The sequence below is a fragment of the Xanthomarina gelatinilytica genome (assembly GCF_000348685.1).
In the GTDB taxonomy this organism is placed as follows: Bacteria; Bacteroidota; Bacteroidia; order Flavobacteriales; family Flavobacteriaceae; genus Xanthomarina; species Xanthomarina gelatinilytica.
Window position 1 is genome coordinate 1 of the sequence record NZ_ANLA01000033.1, and the last position, 17,858, is coordinate 17,858.

The window sequence follows — 17,858 nt, forward strand, 5'->3', positions numbered from 1 at the left end:
AGGAACAAGAAGCTGTTAAGCCAGCCGCATCCGTAATGGTATAGTTTACGGTAGTTGTCCCAATAGGGAAGGTGTCCCCAGGATTGTGCGAACTCGTTACCACAGCACCAGCACAGTTATCAGCACCGATAGGCGCCGTCCAAGTTACAATCGCATCACATTGCCCAGCATCGTTGCTTAGGGTAATATCAGCAGGGCAGGTTATGGTTGGATTTTCAGTATCGTTTACGGTCACATCAAAGGAACAAGAAGCTGTTAAACCAGCAGCATCGGTAATGGTATAGGTTACGGTAGTTGTCCCAATCGGGAAGGTATCCCCAGGATTGTGCGAACTGGTTACCACAGCACCAGCACAGTTGTCAGCACCGGTAGGTGCCGTCCAGGTCACGACCGCATCACATTGCCCAGCATCGTTGTTTACGGTAATATCAGCAGGACAGGTTATGGTTGGATTTTCAGTATCGTTTACGGTCACGTCAAAGGAACAAGAAGCTGTTAAGCCAGTCGCATCGGTAATGGTATAGGTAACAGTTGTTGCACCAATTGGGAAAGTATCCCCAGGATTGTGCGAACTGGTTACCACAGCACCAGCACAGTTATCAGCACCAGTAGGCGCTGTCCAAGTCACAACCGCATCACATTGCCCAGCATCGTTGTTTACCGTAATATCAGCAGGACAGGTTATGGTTGGAGCAATATTATCTTCAACGGTTACTATAGCAGTACAGGAAGAAGTGTTTCCCATTATATCAGTAACAGAAAGAGTCACTGTGTTATTTCCAACATTTGCACAGTTGAATGTAGTTTGATCCAATGTCATATATGCAATGGCACAATTATCTACAGAACCAAAATCAATATCTCCTGTGGTTATTGATGCGTTGCCAAAAGCATCTAATTGAACAGTAATATCTTGACAAGCAACAGTAGGAGGAATTGAGTCTTCAATTGTAACATTAGCAACACAGCTAGAAGTATTGCCATAAGCATCTTCAACATAAAGGGTTACATTAAGTGTCCCAAGATCTGAACAATTAAAAGCTGTTTGTGATGTTGTTAAGGTTACGGCTGAACAATTGTCTGAGGAGCCATTATCAATATCAGCAGCTGTAAGGGTTGCATTTCCAGCGGCATCTAAATAAATAGTAGTATCTTGACAAATAGCTGTTGGTGCCTCATCATCGATAACCGTTACAGTAAAGGAACAGGTACTAATAAGTGTACCAAATCCATCTCTTTCTTCAAAAGTATTTATAGTAATGCCAACTGGAAATATTGAACCCGAAGCTAAACCAGTAATTTGATTTATAGTATAACCTAAATCAGAAATAAGTGAAGGCCATGTTACCACTGCACCACAAGTGCCTGCGTCAATATTTACAGTTATTGGGCCAGGACAATTTGTAATATTTCTAAAATTATACTTACTGGTTTCAGTAAGTATATAATCCGGTCTTAAAGACACATAATCGTTTAAAGGATTATAGTTTTTTGAGGAGTTGTTGTATTTGTCAAACGCGTAGTTACTTATGCCAATCGATTTAGATAATCCATTAAAACTAATAATAAACGTAGTTATTACAAGTGCATAAAAAGTAGATTTTTTAATCATAACGGTTCATTTTTTAGTAAGACTAAGCATGCCATAGATTTCCAGGGCAGAACTTGATACATAAAATATTTTGCTATTAATTACGGAGGGATGAAACAAATTTATACCAAGTTGCTTTTTCTCAATAATATAATCGTTAAACTACTTAATTACTCTTTGAAATATGTAAGTTGCTTATATTAAGGTAGATACGTGGTGTATTTGGGTTTGTTATATTTTGTTGTTTTTAGAAAATGATATTTATTTTATTGTTTTTGTAAATTATTTTTAATCAATGCCATGTTTTGTGAGGTAATCAATAAAAAATTGGGATCAAAATTAAATAGTTATAAAATTGATTTTACAGTAACTTTCTGAAAATGATATCTCCTAAAAATTTTATTTATGACATGAATTTCCCTAATTTTAGATACTTTAAATAAATAGATAGATGGTTAAAGAAGAATTAGGAATCAATACAATCTGTGTTAATACAGGAGACATTAAAGATGAGCAATTTAAAGGTGCTGTATCGCCTATTTATATGTCCACGTCTTATCAATTTGAAGATGTTGCTGTTAAACGTTATCCAAGATATTTCAATACCCCAAATCAAGAGCATCTTTCAAAAAAAATTGCTGCTTTGGAACATACAGAGGCAGCCCTGATTTTTGGCTCTGGAATGGCAGCAATTAGCACCACGTTTTTAGCTTTTTTAAAAGCTGGAGATCATTTGGTGGTTCAAAACCCGCTTTATGGTGGTACCAGTAATTTTGTAAGGGAAGAGTTGCCAAAATACGGCATTGAATTTACCTTTACGGAAGGGTATCAGGTTTCGGATTTTGAAAATGCCATCCAAGAAAATACCAAGCTGATTCATATAGAAACACCTTCCAATCCGTTATTGACCATTACAGATATTCGAGCCATTGCCAAATTGGCCCAATCGAAACAGATTATAACCAGTATAGACAATACTTTTGCCAGTCCCATCATTCAAAATCCCATTGATTTAGGAATTGATATCGTTATCCATTCAGCCACCAAATATTTAGGAGGTCATAGTGATATTTTAGCTGGGGCTGTGGCAGCTTCCCAGGAACATATTGATACCATTTGGCATGTTGGTAAAAATTTAGGAGGTAGTTTGAGTGATTTTATGGTTTGGATGCTTGAAAGAAGTATGAAAACCTTAGCCTTGCGCGTCAAGGCTCAAAGTAGAAATGCTAAAAAACTAGCCAAGTTTCTGGATAAACATCCAGACGTGACTAGGGTATATTATCCAGGTTTAACATCTCATTCAGAATATGAATTGGCCAAATCGCAAATGAAACGATTTGGAGCGATGATGTCTTTTGAATTGGATGAACGACTAAACGCTTCAAAATTTTTAAAAGCCTTAACATTGATTAAACCTTCCATGAGTTTGGCAGGTGTGGAAAGCACCATGTTGTTGCCGGCATTAACATCCCATTCTTTATTGTCCAAAGTAGAAAGGGAAACTTTGGGTATTGGTGATGGGTTGATCCGGTTTTCGGTAGGAATTGAGTCTCATAAAGATTTGATACAAGACATAGAACAGGCCATTGCTTTGGCAAAATAAATTGAAGTATTATATTGAAATTGAATATTAATATTAAAACTAAAATAAAGATTTAATGAAGTTAGACATATTGGCATTTGGTGCCCATCCTGACGATGTGGAATTGGGTTGTGGCGCAACTTTGGCCAAAGAAATAGCTGCCGGAAAAAAAGTAGGTATTATTGATTTGACCCGAGGGGAATTGGGAACTCGTGGCACTGCAGAAACCAGGGATGAAGAATCGGAAGCAGCTTCCCGGATTTTAGGAGCCAGTATCAGGCTTAATATGGAATTTGCTGATGGGTTTTTTATAAATGATAGACACCACCAGTTAGAAATTATCAAGATTATTAGAACATATCAACCTGAAATCGTTCTGTGCAATGCCATAAAAGATAGACATATAGACCATGGAAAAGGCAGCCAGTTGGTAAGTGATGCTTGTTTTTTAAGTGGATTATTGAAAATAGACACGAAGTTTGATGAAGACGATGATACTTGGCAAGACCCATGGAGGCCCAAGCAGGTCTATCATTATATTCAATGGCAACCTATAGAACCAGATTTTGTAGTGGATGTTTCAGAATTTATGGATAAAAAACTGGATGCCGTTATGGCTTACAAGACACAGTTTTATGATCCTAAAAGTAAGGCTCCAGAAACACCTATTTCCAGTAAAAATTTTACCGAAAGCATCACTTATAGGGCAAAGGATTTGGGTAGGCTAGTAGGTGTGGCCTATGGTGAAGGGTTTACTGTAGAACGTTATCCTGTGGTTAACAGCCTTTTTGACATTAAATAATTATTTTTAAAATAATATTGCAAAAACGCTTTGTAAAAAAAAGGAAATAATATACATTTGCAGACCATAAATAAATGGTGGTTGTAGCTCAGTTGGTTAGAGCGCCTGATTGTGGTTCAGGAGGTCGTCGGTTCGAGACCGATCTTCCACCCAAAATAAAAGCTTCACAGATATGTGAAGCTTTTTTTGTTTTATAAATTGATTTAAAAAATCTGTTGTAGGTTGAACTATGTGTCTTTTAATCCAACAAACCTGATGGTATGAGCCATTCCATTGTGATATTCCCCTTCTTGCAACATCACTTCCTGTTCTTGCAACAAAAGGGTTTTAAACCCTTTAAAATCTGATAGGATCATTTCTTTTGAAAAAAGCATGTCTGGATTTTTTGGACCACCAACTGCCGGATTCTTTTTACTGTATTCCAGATGTTTTTTACTAAAACCTTCTAAAATGATTTTACCGTTAGGCTTTAAATAATCGCAGAGTTGTTGGTGGTATTCCATTCTGTTTTCAGGATCAAAATGGGCAAATATGAGTACTATCACATCAAATTGCTCTTTTTTATAGGGTAAGTGTCCAAAGGTTCCAATAGTGTAGTTTAAAGAGGCCTGATACTCTTTAGCCAATTGTGTAGCCTTTGTTTTTCCAGCATCACTAATATCAAACGCGTCCACTTGCCATCCCTTAGTGGCTGCATAGACAGCGTTTCTACCTTCTCCTTCAGCAGGAAAGAGTATGGATCCAGGAACCAATAAGTCTAATTGTGATTTGTAAAAGGTGTTAGGTTGCTTTCCGTACACATACGTTGATTGGTTGTAACGCTCGTTCCAAAATTCTTTCATTTTTTTGTTTATCTATTTGTTAATAGTTCTTCAATAGCATAATACAATCTGTTTTGGGCATTTTCCTGAGAGCCAAAGACCGACCGATATACTTCTGCATTTTGGTTTAACAAAATCCAATGAGGCGTCCCTTCACAATTAAAAAAATCGAACCATTTATGGTGTTGGTCCAAATAAATGGGAAATGGCGCTTCTTTAGAGGTAAATATATCCAGTATGTCTTGTTTGGTTATGGTGTGGTTGCCAAAGGTGCTGTGGATGGCCACTACTGAAAGTTTAGGATAAGATTTTGAAAGTTGGTATGCCAATGGAATGGCACGTCCTGTGCAACCTAAGCATTGGTTGTTGTAAAAAAGGATGAGCAAGGGTTTGTTTTTATAAACTTGAAAAAGATCCAGAGCTTCATCATTTAAAGATTTCAAGTTCATATTTTCAATATGTTTCATCAAAACTTCTCTAATTTAAAACTCTATGAAACGCTTCAATAGCTTCCTGTCTGCCACTTACATAAAGTTTATCGTTGTAATACAATTTCTCATTTGGGTCTATGTGGTCTATTACGTCCTCTTTGCGTTCTATGGCCAAGATATTGATGCCATATTCTTTTCTAATGTTCAACTCTTTAAGTGTTTTGCCAATAATTCTGCCACTATCAATGTTTACGCGTAAACAGGTAATGTTTACATTAGGGATTTTTGTGGATTTAAAGGTTTTAGGCAGTTTCTTTTTGGAGTTGAAAATTTCGTAATTGTCTGCTCGAATCCTATCAATAAATTCGGTGATATCGTTTTCGGGAATCAAAAAGTCGTGCAAGACACGCGAAAATATTTCAACCGAGGTTTCAAATTCTTCTGGGATCACATCGTCTGCACCAAGAGCTATCAGTTCTGGAATTTCTTTTACATACCTGGTCCTTACCACCAGATAAACCGATTGACTGATATTACGAATGTTGCTGATAATAGTTCTTGTGGCTTCAGGATTGGAAATGGCCACCACAACAGATCTGGCTTTCGATAAATTAACGGTTTCCAACATGTGTGGTTGTGTGGCATCTCCAAACAAAATTGGTGTTCCTTTTGCTTTTTCACGTTTGACAGTTTCGGCATTTAGTTCGATAACTATGTAGGGAATGTTACTAAATTGCGATGCTTTTGCCAGATTGGACCCATTGATACCATATCCTATAATCACTAAATGATTGCTTAAATCCATTTCTATTTGTTCGTTTAAGGCTTCTGGACTCTCTTTGGAATTTGAAGCCAAAGCCTTAGCTATTTTGGTATTTAGAAAACGTTCGGAAATATTTTCGGAAAAAATAATGATAAAAGGTGTCAATAACATGGAAACTATGGACACAGCCAAGAAGTACTGGTTGGTTTCCACAGACAATAAATTGTATTGAATCCCAACTTTTGAAAGGATAAACGCAAATTCACCCACTTGGAATAAGGACAAACCCGTAATTAAAACCGTTCTGGAAGGATAATTCAACACAGCTACTGCCAATCCTGCAATGATGGATTTTACGATCAAGACAGTCAAGACCAATAAAAGAATTACACCAATGTGATTGAAGAAGAAGTTTAAATTAAGCAACATACCCACCGAAATAAAGAAGAAACTGATAAATAGCTCCCTAAAAGGCAGAATGATGCTGGTTGCCTGATGGCTATATTCGGATTCCGAGATAATCAATCCAGCCATGAACGCTCCCAAAGCCAGTGACAAACCAGCTTCGGATGTTAAGAAGGCCACAGCAAAACAAATGGTAATGGTAGTCAATAAAAACAGTTCTTTATTATTGGTTTTTGCTATGGCATACATAAGTTTAGGTACTACATATCTTGCACTTAAAATAGTAATTACAATCACTACCACAGATTTTAATAAAAGCAATAAAATACTGGATGTTACATTGGTGCTTTCTCCAGCAATGATAGGTGTAAAGAGCATCATAGGAACCACGATAATATCTTGAAAAATCAATATGGCCAAAGCGTTTTTTCCATGAGGTGTGGACATTTCATTTCTGTCCTGGAACACTTTTAAAACAATGGCAGTACTTGATAAAGAGAACAAGAAACCTACAAATACAGCTTCGTTCCAACTATTTCCTAACAAATAATAACAGCTTCCTGCCACCAAAACCGTTAAACCAACCTGTATGGCACCTCCAATAAAAACCGTTTTTTTTATGGAAGCCAGTTTCTTTATGGACAGTTCCATTCCAATAACAAAGAGTAGGAGGATGACGCCAATTTCTGAAATAACCTCTACCTCTTCAACAGCTTTTACCAAACTTAACCCATAAGGCCCAATAATAACACCAGTAATTAAAAAGCCCAATATGGAAGGCAGTTTGGCGCGTTGCAATAAAAAAACTATAATGACTGAAAAGCCTAGTAAAATAAGTATGTCTTCTAATAATGGTAAGTGCATTTTTGAGTTTTTAAACTTTTTTTAAGATATAAAATACTTGAGAATTTACAAGGTTGTAAAGATATTTAAATGGTGAATATTCTTTTCTTACAATTTTCAGGTTAAGCTCACCAAAAAGCTTCTCCAGGTGTTTGTGGTTAAAGCCTATATGTGTGTAAATATATCCTTCTTGCTGTCTTTCTATTTTAATTCCGAAAAGAGATTTGACAATGTTTTTTAAGGAAGCTTCTTCTTTATTTTGTCCAATAAGAAACCTGACTGTATTTTTTAACAAAGAAGGCAAGCCGGTTTCCAAAGGGACAGAAATAACAATTCTGCCCTTAACAGTCACTCTGTCTGCTAATTCCTTAAGACGTTCAATTTGGTTTTTTTCAGAGAAGTGTTCCAAAACCTCCAAACAGGTCACCACATCAAAATTGTTTGTTGGCAATTCCTGAAGTTTGTCTGTTATGAAAATGTTGTTTAGGTTATTTTTTTTGATGGTGTCTTGCAATTCCTGAAACATAAAATCCAAGGGATCGTAACCATAAAGCTTGGCTTCTGCATTTTTTTCATGCAAACATTGCAGCAGGTAGCCATCTCCAGTTCCAAAATCCAATAAGGTTTCCTTGGGTTTTAAGTCAATTAAATCCATAGCAATATCAAACCGTTTTTGATGTGAAAACTTTTTTAAGGACGATTTGTTGTTCCTTGTGATATCTGCGTAGGACATGGTTAATTTTTAAGTGTAAACTTAAGTAAAATAAAAAAAGCTTCCCTATTTAGGAAAGCTTTTTTAACGAAAATATAAGTATGTTAATCTGTAGCTTTATCCACTACAATTCTATTTTCCCTGTTGGCCAACTCCCAAGCAGTGTAAAATATCAAGCGAGTTCGGTTTTCCAACAAATCGTATCTAATTTTATCTGGCGTATCCGTAGGCTTATGGTAATCGGCATGTGTTCCGTTAAAGTAAAAAATGACAGGAATGTTGTTTTTGGCAAAATTGTAATGATCACTTCTATAGTAAAAACGATTTGGGTCGTTATCGTCGTTATAGGTGTAATCAAATTCAATGTTTGTATATTTATTGTTCATTTCTTCCGAAATGTTGTGCAGTTCAGTACTTAGTTTGTCACTACCAATCAAGTATAGGTAATTGCCATCACCAGCTTCGTGTTTTGGATCCACACGACCAATCATGTCTATGTTTAAATTGGCTACTGTATTAGCAAGAGGAAAAATAGGATCCATATCTGTATAATAACGAGAGCCTAAAAGCCCTTTTTCCTCAGCAGTTACGTGTAGCAATAAGATAGAGCGTTTTGGTCCATGTCCATCTTTTACGGCAGCTTTAAAAGCCTCGGCAATTTCCAACAACGCTACAGATCCAGAGCCATCATCGTCTGCACCATTATAGATTTCCCCATTTTTAATACCTTCATGATCCAAGTGTGCCGAAATCACTATAATCTCGTCTGGTTTTTCAGATCCTTTAATCCAGGCTGCAACGTTTTCGGAAATGATGTCTGTGGACACATTTTTGTAGTTCATTTCCATGGACACTTCAATTGTTTGATGGCTTAGGTTGGTTTCAATATCAGGCAAGAAGGTTTTGGCCAAGTCTGAATTGATTAAAAAATAATACATGTTTTCTTTGTTTTCCCTCAAGGAAATAGAGCCATTAGAGCCACCAAAACGAGCAGCAGCCATGTTGTATATTTCTGGGTAATAAAAGAATACTGCAGCAGCACCTTTTTCTTTGGCAGCATCACGTTTTGCAGCATAGGCTTGTCTAAAATTGGACCATTTGGAAGCTTCGGTAGATCCTGAAATTACATAGTTTCCATTGGCATCTTTTGGTTCGCCAGATTTAATTAAAACTACTTTTCCTTTAACGTCCAGATCTTTGTAACTTGAAAAAGCATCGTCATCAATTCCATATCCAGCGTATATAATTTCTGAGGTCTTTAGGGAACCATCTTCTACAGATGAAACCGATACAAAATCGTCCACAATTTTAAAATCTTTGTTGTTTACGGTCAAAGACACTTCTGGAACGCCCAATTTTTCTAAAGGGACATTTTGAAAATAATTGTTATTGGGAAGGGCAGCGGGCACACCCATTGCCATATATTGCTCTTTTAAAAAGTTTACAGCTTTTTTTTGTCCAGGATCTCCAGTGCCTCTACCTTCAAACTCATCTGAAGCATAAATATAAAGGTCTGTTTTCAATTCTTCGGCTGTAATGGTTTTACCATAGGTTGTTACATCTACTGGAGTTTGGGCAACCGTTGATGATTGGCTGGCTGTTGCTTCAGTTTTTTGAGACCCACAGGACAGTAAGATACCTGCACTGCAAATAAGGAATAGCAATTTTTTCATTTGTGTTGTTTTAAATTTGAATGAAACAAAAATAGCTAAACCTAATAGGTTGATTTGATGTTTTTAACAAATTTTAACATCAAGCAAGCTCCTATTACATGTTTTCGTTCAAAATAAGTCTGTTTTCCCTATTTGCCAGTTGCCAGGCTGTTGCAAAAATCAACTGGGTTCTTTTTTCCAAAAGCGGATAATTTATTTTATCTGGAGTATCGGTTGGTTGGTGGTAGTCTTCATGTTCGCCATTAAAATAAAAAATCACGGGAATGTTATGAAGCGCAAAATTGTAATGGTCGCTTCTGTAATAGTATCTATTTTTGTCGTCTTCATCATTAAACCTGTAGTCTATATCGAGATTAAAGAAGGTTTCGTTTACTTTTTCTGAAAGTAAATGCAGCTCCTTGCTCAATCTATCGGTACCAATTAAATAGAGATAGTTGCTATTGTTTTCATGTGGTGCATCCACACGTCCAATCATATCAATATTGAGGTTTGCGATTGTTTTGGATAGTTGAAAAATAGGGTTTTCGGTATAAAACCTAGAGCCTTGCAGCCCAATTTCCTCTGCAGTTAGGTGCAGGAACAGGATGGAGCGTTTTGGGCCAAAACCATCTTTGGCTGCCATTTTAAAGGCTTGTGCCATTTCCATTAAAGCTACGGTTCCGGAGCCATCATCGTCTGCTCCATAATAAATCTGGTCATCTTCAATGCCCAAGTGGTCGTAATGGGCCGAAATCACCAAGACTTCTTCTGGTTTTTCAATGCCCTCAATATAGGCAACCACATTTTCGGTAGCTTTTATGTCATCTGGAAAATACGATTTTGGGATGGATTGAAAATATACCGAATCGTTAATAGGAGATGAAATGTTTTGCGATACGTAATAGGTTTTTAAAAAGTTCGCTGCTTTTTTCTGGCCTTCTTCTCCAGTGCCTCTGCCTTCAAATTCTTTGCTGGCATAGGTGTAGAGTAGGTTTTTAAGTTCGGTGGAAGTTATGGTGTTTGCATAAGATCTAATGGTAGTAGTATCGCTTATTTTGATATTATCTTTTAAGTTTTGGATTTTTGTGCTGTATTTTTCTGTAGCACAAGAGCCTACCAATGACAAAATGGATGCAATTAAAAATACCTTCATAAATTAATAGCTTAAATATGAACCAAATAAACTAAAAAAAAATGATATTGAAAAGGGTTGTAATTTTTTTCAATTTTAGTTGTTAATATGGTGTTGGAGCCAATAAAAAAAACCTGTAAAGAAGGCCTTGATTCCTAACAGGTTTTTTTAGGTCATTAAATTTAAGATAGGTTATTCCAAATCCAAGTCTTCCAAATCCAAATCCTCAAGTTCCTCTATGGCCTCTTCTTCAGATTGTTGTTCCCTTACCTGTAATTCTTCGGTGTTTCCAACTTCAACCGTTTGGAATATCGATTTATAGATGGAAATTGAAAGTGCTATAATGGTCAATAAAAAAACCAACTGAACTGTTTTTACGGACTGACTGTTTTTATTGGATATGTAAAAAGCCATCAAACCAAACAATAAAGCGGCAATTGCAGGAAAATATGCCAAGTTGGATAGCGGTAGAACAGCTAAAACAAGGGCTAAAACAGAGGCTATGATACCTAAGATAATAAATAATTTTCTCATGATTTTAATTTTTTAATCCGGTTGCCGATTTAATTTTTAACTCCCCATTTCCAACGGCTACTTTAAATTTAGCGAAAACAGGGATTTTGTTTTCATCGGCAGTGAGCCAAAGCAAATTGTCGTTTGTTCCTTTTAAAACATTGCTGTTTTTAATGGAAATAGCTAATTTATAACATGTTTTGCTACCAATGTTTGTGTTAATGGTTTCTTTGCCTAAATACGATATGACAATTTCTGTAGGTTTGTTATCGAACAAGACAGTGAGCGACATGTTTTTGCCAGGTGCATAGGAACTTAGGTTTAGGGTTCTTAAATAATATATGGTGGAAACAATATCTTTAGTACTGCTGGATATGTTCAAGGTTTTATTTTGATCGTAAGTGCCACCACCTTTCTTTTTCTTTCTTATTAAGCTCTCCACGGTTCCTTTGGAGTGGCTGTATTTATATTGTACAAATTTGGTATAACCGCCTTCATATATATCCCTTTTGTATAAATAAGGTTTTACGGAAGTGGGACTGACATAACTTTCATAAAGATCCCTGATTTTAAAGAAACTATCCCATTTACTGTATGTGGTTGCTGTACACTTTAGTCTTAAAAGGGTGGCTTTGGAGGTTTTAACTTCACTGGTTTCCATGTTTACTTGTGCCAATTCGGTTAACACGCCAGACATGTTGTAAGAAGCTGTAAAGGATAATTTTTCACCCGCTTTAAAAGCAGAGTTTTGAGAAAAAGCCCATGAGGGAAGCATAAGGCTTAGAATAAAAACGTATTTAAGCATATTATTTAGTTAGGTTTTAATTATAACGAAGGTAATAACATTTATTGTGCCGAAGATATGAAGTGCCAAAAAAAATATTAAATCACATCGTCTGTTTAGGTTTCATTACGCTTAAAAAATAGATTTGCAATTTAAAAATTACCGATCCTATATAATATAGTACTAAAAGTTGTCCAACTGTAAAAATGGAATGCAGGCTATGTAACCACATAATTTACTGAATGTTATAATGATGCAGGCTTTGCTTTTTTTTGGGAAAAAATATAAATACAATAAATAATCGACAAAACGCTTGTTTTTTTCGTTTAATTGCATAAATTTGTCTTATTGAATCCCAAAATCTCAAATATGAAATCTAAAATTACTTTATTTTGTCTCACATTCTTTTTAATGGTAGGTATTGGTACAGCTCAAAATAAAGATGCTCCAAAAAGTATCATAAGTCAAGACGTATCCATTTCAAAATACCATGACAGAAAAGAACTGGAGCAAATGCAAAAAGGCGCTTTGTTAGGATTGTACAATGAGCGTATTGAAATAATCATTAAAATACTTCCGTATATTGCATTCGCTACAAAACCAGGAGTAACCATGTCTACATTTGGTATTCCAGATACCAAGGATAACCGAAACGCTTTAGATACACAAATTGAAGCGACTACCAATTATTTTCAAAGCACTATGGATTTTCAAAATAAAATTTTACCCTATTCCGATAGGGCCAATTTAATTGCAGCCATCCTGTTTTATGAAGAGACCCTAAAAGCCCTACATATATATAGTGAAAACAATAGGTTTTAAAGAGTGAATGTTCTTTAATGACTGCCTGTTATTTTTTTCATGCTATTTCATAATTCTTGGAGTTTATGAAATAGCATGATTTTTTTTGCTTCTTTTTTAAGTACGAAACCCCTTAATCCATATTTTTTTGTGATGTCATACATGATATTTTCTTGTTTTTAAGCTGTTTATTCGATTTTTAGACCCAAAAGTTACCAAAAGCAAGATATTTCTTGTAAGAAAAAACAACAAAAACAAATTAATTTGTGTATTTCGTCGTTATTATTTGTATTTAGTGGAATTAATTTATATGTTTGGGTTATAATAAAAAGAATTTCTATGATTAATAATTAACTATTGTAACTATGAAAAATCTGCCCCAACTCTTAAGTATTTTTCTATTAGTGTTTTGCAATGTATATCCTCAACAAGAGAAGGGTATTATAGGCACTAATAATTGGTTGAATTCCTGGACCGAATTTAAACCAGACCAGATAGAATATGGTGAAGCTACCGAAATTTTAACTGGAAACATTTCTACAGACACCAAATTGGTTAAGAAAAACACCTATCTGTTGCTAGGAAATGTTTTTGTGACCAATAATGCCACACTTACTATAGAACCAGGAACAGTAATTATTGGAGACTTTAAAACCAATGGGTCTTTAATAATCACAAAAGGTGCGAAAATTATAGCCGATGGCTTGGTAACCGATCCCATAGTGTTTACTTCAAACCGAAGTGTTAAAAAAGCAGGGGATTGGGGAGGCATCATTATTCTTGGTGATGCTCCAATCAATAAATTTGGAAATGGTTCTTCCGTAAATCATAATTTTAAAGCTGCTTCATACGAAAACATCAGTTATGGTGGCGATAATATTGAAAGCAATTCCGGTATTTTAAGATATGTAAGAATAGAGTATGCTGGAAAAAAATTAAAAGGAGGTGATAACTTTAACGCATTGTTGTTGGCTGGAGTTGGAAGCCAGACAATATTAGAGAACATCATGGTAAGTTTTTCGGCAGGAAATTCCTTTGATGTTTTTGGAGGACAGGTGAACCTTAGTAAAGCTGTTTCCTATAAATCGAACAGAATAGATTACAACTTCAATTACGGCGCACAATGCAACTTATACAATTCCCTGGCGGTTAGGTCGTCTTACATATCCAGTCCAGAAGGTTCTAGGACATTGCATGTGGCTTCTTACAACAACGATAAAGAAGAAATAGACTTTACCAAAAAGCAAACCTTGGTCATGGCTACCAACTTGACATTAATCAATGCCAGCGATAATTTACAGTCCGAAATAAAATTAGGATTGGTTCGTGAAGCCATTTATGTGGCTGAATACGCTTCGCTTGACATGAGTAAAAGTGTGATTTCCGGGTTTAACCCAGCTGTTTTGTTAGATAGAAAGATTAAGATAAACAACGAAAACCTGGAACGGATAAAATTCACGGAAATGTATTTCAATAATTGTAATGGAAACATCTTCACGGAATACAATGATAATAATGAAGATTTGGAAAGCTGGTATGGAAACAGTAGCTTTTTTAATGTGTATTCCAAAGGATTGGATTCTGAAACATTCATTGATTTGCAAGATGCCAAAAGGCCGGATTTTAGACTTCGCATCAATAAAATTGTAGCCTCAAGCCTAGATTAAGCCATAACTTTTAAAAATTTCAAAGAATCAAAACGCTATGGGCTGTTCTGTAAGGTACTATCTCATAGCTTCTTTTTAATTAATCCAAAAAAAATACGGAACCCTCAATTTTTTAAATCATGATGTTTATAAATAAAAACACATGTTGTACTGATGACCAATAAGCAAGGCGTATGAATAAAACTACTTTTGTTAAAAAACTTTTTTTTGTACTGTGTTTTTTTGTTCTTATTCTAAATCAGAACCTAAAAGCTCAAATAGTTATTGGTGCGCCAAATATTGGTTTCAGTCAGGCTTGTGCAAATGCGAGTTTTAATTCTTACAATGTCACTTTTGTATTCTCACCAGAAGCAGGATTAAGTCCAACCAATCAATTCCATATAGAATTATCTGATGCCGACGGAAGTTTTGCCAACCCAACGGTTGTTTATACATCCAGTCCAGGAGCAGTTACAACTTCGCCAGCCACTTTAAATTTTGTCTTGCCAACAGACACAGCAGGGGAATCCTACAGATTGAGAATAAAAAGTACAGCTCCAGCAGCTACCAGTTCCGGTTCTCCAAGTTTTGCAGCTTATTATAAAATACAAGACAGCCCTTTTACCATAAATAATTTAATTTCCACAGCAAGCTACTGTGCTGGAGGTAGTTATTTGTTAACAATAGACAATCCTGGTACAGGCATGAACGATTCGCCATTGAATTATCCATCATTGACCTTTAATTGGTATAGGGAAACAGGGCCAACAACCTCTGTTTTTGTGGCCGAAGGAGAAAGTCTATCCGTAAGTACACCAGGAACTTATTTTGTGGAAACCAATTATGGGACCTGTACTTCAGATTCTTTTTCCAATAGGGTTACAGTTACAGAATCTACTTCAGGTACTACTTCAGCCATTGTATCAAGTTTGGGAAATCCATTCTGTCCAAGTGGTGGTCCAACCACTTTAACTACTACAGCAGGTAACAGTTACCAGTGGTTTTTGAATGGCGAAGCTATTAATGGAGCTACCAATCAAAGTTTGGATACCGTTTTATCTGGAACCTATACTGTAAGTATCGATTTGGGAAGCTGTAATACCACTGCCAGTATTGATTTGGTGAGTCAAGGTTTTGAGAGCAGTATCAATGTGGAAGAGATAAATACCATGGAACCTGGAGAGACACTTTATGTAGAAGTTACAACCACAGCAATAAACCCAGAGTTTCAATGGTATTTTAACAATGTACTTATTCCTGGCGCGATTGATAATACCTATGATGCGACTGAATATGGCACATATAAAGTAGTTATCAGTCAAACCACAGGTTGTTTGGTTTCCTACGACATTTTATTTGAAATCGAAGAACCAGTGGACCCTTTTCCAAGTGTGGCAGATATTCCAAATGTTATTAGTCCGAATGGTGATGGTATAAACGATACATGGATTATACCTAATATCTATGTAAGTGGAACCAATACCGAAGTGCTTATTATGGATGCTTACGGAAAAACAGTTTTAAATACCACCAATTATTTGAATAATTGGCCCGAAAACGAAATTCAGTTCAGTAGTGTGAACCCTGTTTTTTATTACGTGATTACCACTACAGACAATAAAACAAAAAAAGGTTCAATAACCATTATAAAATAACATGAAAGCCTATCTACTGATAATAGCTATATTCTTGTGTTCAACACAATTTTCCTTTTCACAGGAAGATGGGGTTGTGTCTTTGGCTATTCCAGTAAGAAGCTCTTTAAAATTCAACAGATATTTAACCCAGCCTACCTTTAGTTTTGTAAGAGAGCAAAACACATATATAAACATTACCAATAAACGGGAGTGGGTTCAGTTTGAAAATGCACCCCAAACCTATCTTATAAATTATACAGGCAGGTATAGTGAGAACATAGGAGTAGGAATTGGTTTGTTTCAGCAAAACTATGGTGTATTGACCACTTTTGGTGGCATCTTGAATTTTGCTTATAACGCCAGGTTGCAAGCAGATAGTAATCTAACCTTTGGTTTAAACTTAGGATTTTACAAAAGCAATATCAACGAAGGGAACGTTGTGATCAACCAAGCAGATCCTTCCTTGGATAACATTCCCAAAAATATGGTGCTTAGTGTTAGTCCAGGAATCAATTACGGATTGGTGTTTTTTGATTTTGGACTATCTGTCAATAATTTGGTACAATACAATATCAAAACTTCCGAATTAATTAAAGAAGACCCACAACAAAGCATCCAAGCTCATGTTATGTATACAGGATACATGTACAGTCGTGGATTTTTTGATGAGAGTAAATTTTCTGCATTGCTTAGATCGGAGTTTAAAAAAGACCAAACCATTTTTTCTGGAATTGCCATGCTTACGGTACCAAAAGGTATTTGGGCACAAGTGGGTTATAATACCGTTTATGGATTTACTGGAGGTGTGGGACTTAATGTTACCAAACAAATATCCGTTGAATACAATTATGAAAAAGCCATGGGAGATTTAGCGACCTTTGGTTCGTCTCACGAATTTACCTTGGCTTATAAGTTCCAAACCAGAAATAGGTACCATTACAGTGGCGATGATAGGGAAGAGGCACTACTTATAAAAGATCAAAAACGTAAACCGGCCGTTTCAAACAAACCGGTATTATCTTCGGAAGAAAGAGCTCAATTAGCCGAACAAAAAGCAATGGAGAGAGCAGCAGCTCAAGAAGAAGCCAGACTGGCAGCAGAGGCAAGAGCTTTAGAAAGAGCAGAGGCAAAAGAACGCGCCAGGTTGGAAGGTGAAGCAAAAGCACAGGCCCTTGCCGAAGCTCAGGCAGCAGCTCAGGCAACAAATACTGACGCAACACAGGCTCAAGCTGAAAAAGAAGCCGAAGAACAGGCTAGATTGGCAGCCGAACGTGCAGCGCAACTGGAAGCCGAAGAACAGGCTAGATTGGCAGCCGAACAGGCAGCACAACAGAAAGCTGAAGAACAGGCTAGATTGGCAGCCGAACAGGCAGCACAATTGGAAGCTGAAGAACAGGCTAGATTGGCAGCCGAACGTGCAGCACAATTGGAAGCCGAAGAACAGGCTAGATTGGCAGCCGAACGTGCAGCACAATTGGAAGCCGAAGAACAGGCTAGATTGGCAGCCGAACGTGCAGCGCAACTGGAAGCAGAAGAACAAGCTAGATTGGCAGCCGAACAGGCAGCGCAATTGGAAGCCGAAGAACAGGCTAGATTGGCAGCCGAACGTGCAGCACAACTGGAAGCAGAAGAACAGGCTAGATTGGCGGCCGAACAGGCAGCACAACTGGAAGCCGAAGAACAGGCTAGGTTGGCAGCCGAACAGGCAGCACAATTGGAAGCAGAAGAACAGGCTAGGTTGGC

Annotated in this window: 15 protein-coding genes and 1 tRNA gene; 7 read left to right on the forward strand and 9 right to left on the reverse strand. The window is 36.6% G+C overall.

Annotation, left to right across the window (positions count from 1 at the left end):
* A partial coding sequence (locus D778_RS13840) for an HYR domain-containing protein (protein ID WP_040492695.1) occupies window positions 1-1,612 on the reverse strand: 1,612 nt, incomplete at its 3' end.
* 430 nt (window positions 1,613-2,042) lie between these two features.
* Here D778_RS13840 and D778_RS13845 point away from each other — a divergent pair.
* The 3 genes from D778_RS13845 to D778_RS13855 all read left to right on the forward strand — a co-directional run bounded on the left by D778_RS13845 (window position 2,043) and on the right by D778_RS13855 (window position 4,127).
* Complete coding sequence (locus D778_RS13845; RefSeq protein WP_007651828.1) at window positions 2,043-3,194, forward strand: trans-sulfuration enzyme family protein; 1,152 nt, start codon at window positions 2,043-2,045, stop codon at window positions 3,192-3,194.
* A gap of 55 nt (window positions 3,195-3,249) precedes the next feature.
* Entirely contained in the window at window positions 3,250-3,975 is a 726-nt protein-coding gene (gene bshB1, locus D778_RS13850; protein ID WP_007651830.1) for a bacillithiol biosynthesis deacetylase BshB1, read from the forward strand.
* A gap of 76 nt (window positions 3,976-4,051) precedes the next feature.
* Window positions 4,052-4,127, forward strand: a tRNA-His gene (locus D778_RS13855).
* A 75-nt stretch (window positions 4,128-4,202) separates the two neighbouring features.
* Here D778_RS13855 and D778_RS13860 read toward each other — a convergent pair.
* From D778_RS13860 to D778_RS13895, 8 genes are all read right to left on the reverse strand, one after another.
* Complete coding sequence (locus tag D778_RS13860) at window positions 4,203-4,817, reverse strand: class I SAM-dependent methyltransferase (RefSeq protein ID WP_007651832.1); 615 nt, start codon at window positions 4,815-4,817, stop codon at window positions 4,203-4,205.
* Window positions 4,818-4,825: 8 nt separating this feature from the next.
* A complete protein-coding gene (locus D778_RS13865) occupies window positions 4,826-5,245 on the reverse strand; it encodes a TlpA family protein disulfide reductase (protein WP_238307701.1) in 420 nt (139 codons plus the stop codon).
* 28 nt (window positions 5,246-5,273) lie between these two features.
* Complete coding sequence (locus D778_RS13870; RefSeq protein ID WP_007651836.1) at window positions 5,274-7,259, reverse strand: monovalent cation:proton antiporter family protein; 1,986 nt, start codon at window positions 7,257-7,259, stop codon at window positions 5,274-5,276.
* A 10-nt stretch (window positions 7,260-7,269) separates the two neighbouring features.
* Complete coding sequence (locus D778_RS13875; RefSeq protein WP_007651840.1) at window positions 7,270-7,971, reverse strand: class I SAM-dependent methyltransferase; 702 nt, start codon at window positions 7,969-7,971, stop codon at window positions 7,270-7,272.
* 83 nt (window positions 7,972-8,054) lie between these two features.
* The gene (locus D778_RS13880) at window positions 8,055-9,623 is read right to left on the reverse strand and encodes a M28 family peptidase (protein ID WP_007651842.1); all 1,569 of its coding nucleotides are present in this window, start codon (window positions 9,621-9,623) and stop codon (window positions 8,055-8,057) included.
* A 94-nt stretch (window positions 9,624-9,717) separates the two neighbouring features.
* Window positions 9,718-10,755: a M28 family metallopeptidase gene (locus tag D778_RS13885; RefSeq protein WP_007651843.1), complete on the reverse strand. Its 1,038-nt coding sequence runs from the start codon at window positions 10,753-10,755 to the stop codon at window positions 9,718-9,720.
* Between the two features lie 171 nt (window positions 10,756-10,926).
* Window positions 10,927-11,268, reverse strand: a complete 342-nt coding sequence (locus D778_RS13890; protein ID WP_007651845.1) for a hypothetical protein — start codon at window positions 11,266-11,268, stop codon at window positions 10,927-10,929.
* A gap of 4 nt (window positions 11,269-11,272) precedes the next feature.
* Entirely contained in the window at window positions 11,273-12,052 is a 780-nt protein-coding gene (locus D778_RS13895; RefSeq protein WP_040492699.1) for a DUF3108 domain-containing protein, read from the reverse strand.
* A 348-nt stretch (window positions 12,053-12,400) separates the two neighbouring features.
* Here D778_RS13895 and D778_RS13900 point away from each other — a divergent pair, with 348 nt between their 5' ends.
* From D778_RS13900 to D778_RS13915, 4 genes are all read left to right on the forward strand, one after another.
* Window positions 12,401-12,853 carry a hypothetical protein gene (locus tag D778_RS13900; RefSeq protein ID WP_040492701.1) on the forward strand — a complete coding sequence of 151 codons (453 nt, stop codon included), beginning with the start codon at window positions 12,401-12,403 and terminating at the stop codon, window positions 12,851-12,853.
* A gap of 344 nt (window positions 12,854-13,197) precedes the next feature.
* Complete coding sequence (locus tag D778_RS13905; RefSeq protein ID WP_040492703.1) at window positions 13,198-14,499, forward strand: hypothetical protein; 1,302 nt, start codon at window positions 13,198-13,200, stop codon at window positions 14,497-14,499.
* A 173-nt stretch (window positions 14,500-14,672) separates the two neighbouring features.
* Complete coding sequence (locus D778_RS13910; protein WP_007651855.1) at window positions 14,673-16,133, forward strand: T9SS C-terminal target domain-containing protein; 1,461 nt, start codon at window positions 14,673-14,675, stop codon at window positions 16,131-16,133.
* A gap of 1 nt (window position 16,134) precedes the next feature.
* On the forward strand, window positions 16,135-17,858 hold a 1,724-nt coding region (locus tag D778_RS13915), incomplete at its 3' end, for a PorP/SprF family type IX secretion system membrane protein (RefSeq protein ID WP_040492705.1).

Coding starts and splice junctions, on each gene's coding strand:
- D778_RS13845 (WP_007651828.1), top strand. CDS start 2,043: ATGGTTAAAGAAGAATTAGGAATCAATACAATCTGTGTTAATACAGGA.
- bshB1 (WP_007651830.1), top strand. CDS start 3,250: ATGAAGTTAGACATATTGGCATTTGGTGCCCATCCTGACGATGTGGAA.
- D778_RS13860 (WP_007651832.1), bottom strand. CDS start 4,817: ATGAAAGAATTTTGGAACGAGCGTTACAACCAATCAACGTATGTGTAC.
- D778_RS13865 (WP_238307701.1), bottom strand. CDS start 5,245: ATGAACTTGAAATCTTTAAATGATGAAGCTCTGGATCTTTTTCAAGTT.
- D778_RS13870 (WP_007651836.1), bottom strand. CDS start 7,259: ATGCACTTACCATTATTAGAAGACATACTTATTTTACTAGGCTTTTCA.
- D778_RS13875 (WP_007651840.1), bottom strand. CDS start 7,971: ATGTCCTACGCAGATATCACAAGGAACAACAAATCGTCCTTAAAAAAG.
- D778_RS13880 (WP_007651842.1), bottom strand. CDS start 9,623: ATGAAAAAATTGCTATTCCTTATTTGCAGTGCAGGTATCTTACTGTCC.
- D778_RS13885 (WP_007651843.1), bottom strand. CDS start 10,755: ATGAAGGTATTTTTAATTGCATCCATTTTGTCATTGGTAGGCTCTTGT.
- D778_RS13890 (WP_007651845.1), bottom strand. CDS start 11,268: ATGAGAAAATTATTTATTATCTTAGGTATCATAGCCTCTGTTTTAGCC.
- D778_RS13895 (WP_040492699.1), bottom strand. CDS start 12,052: ATGCTTAAATACGTTTTTATTCTAAGCCTTATGCTTCCCTCATGGGCT.
- D778_RS13900 (WP_040492701.1), top strand. CDS start 12,401: ATGAAATCTAAAATTACTTTATTTTGTCTCACATTCTTTTTAATGGTA.
- D778_RS13905 (WP_040492703.1), top strand. CDS start 13,198: ATGAAAAATCTGCCCCAACTCTTAAGTATTTTTCTATTAGTGTTTTGC.
- D778_RS13910 (WP_007651855.1), top strand. CDS start 14,673: ATGAATAAAACTACTTTTGTTAAAAAACTTTTTTTTGTACTGTGTTTT.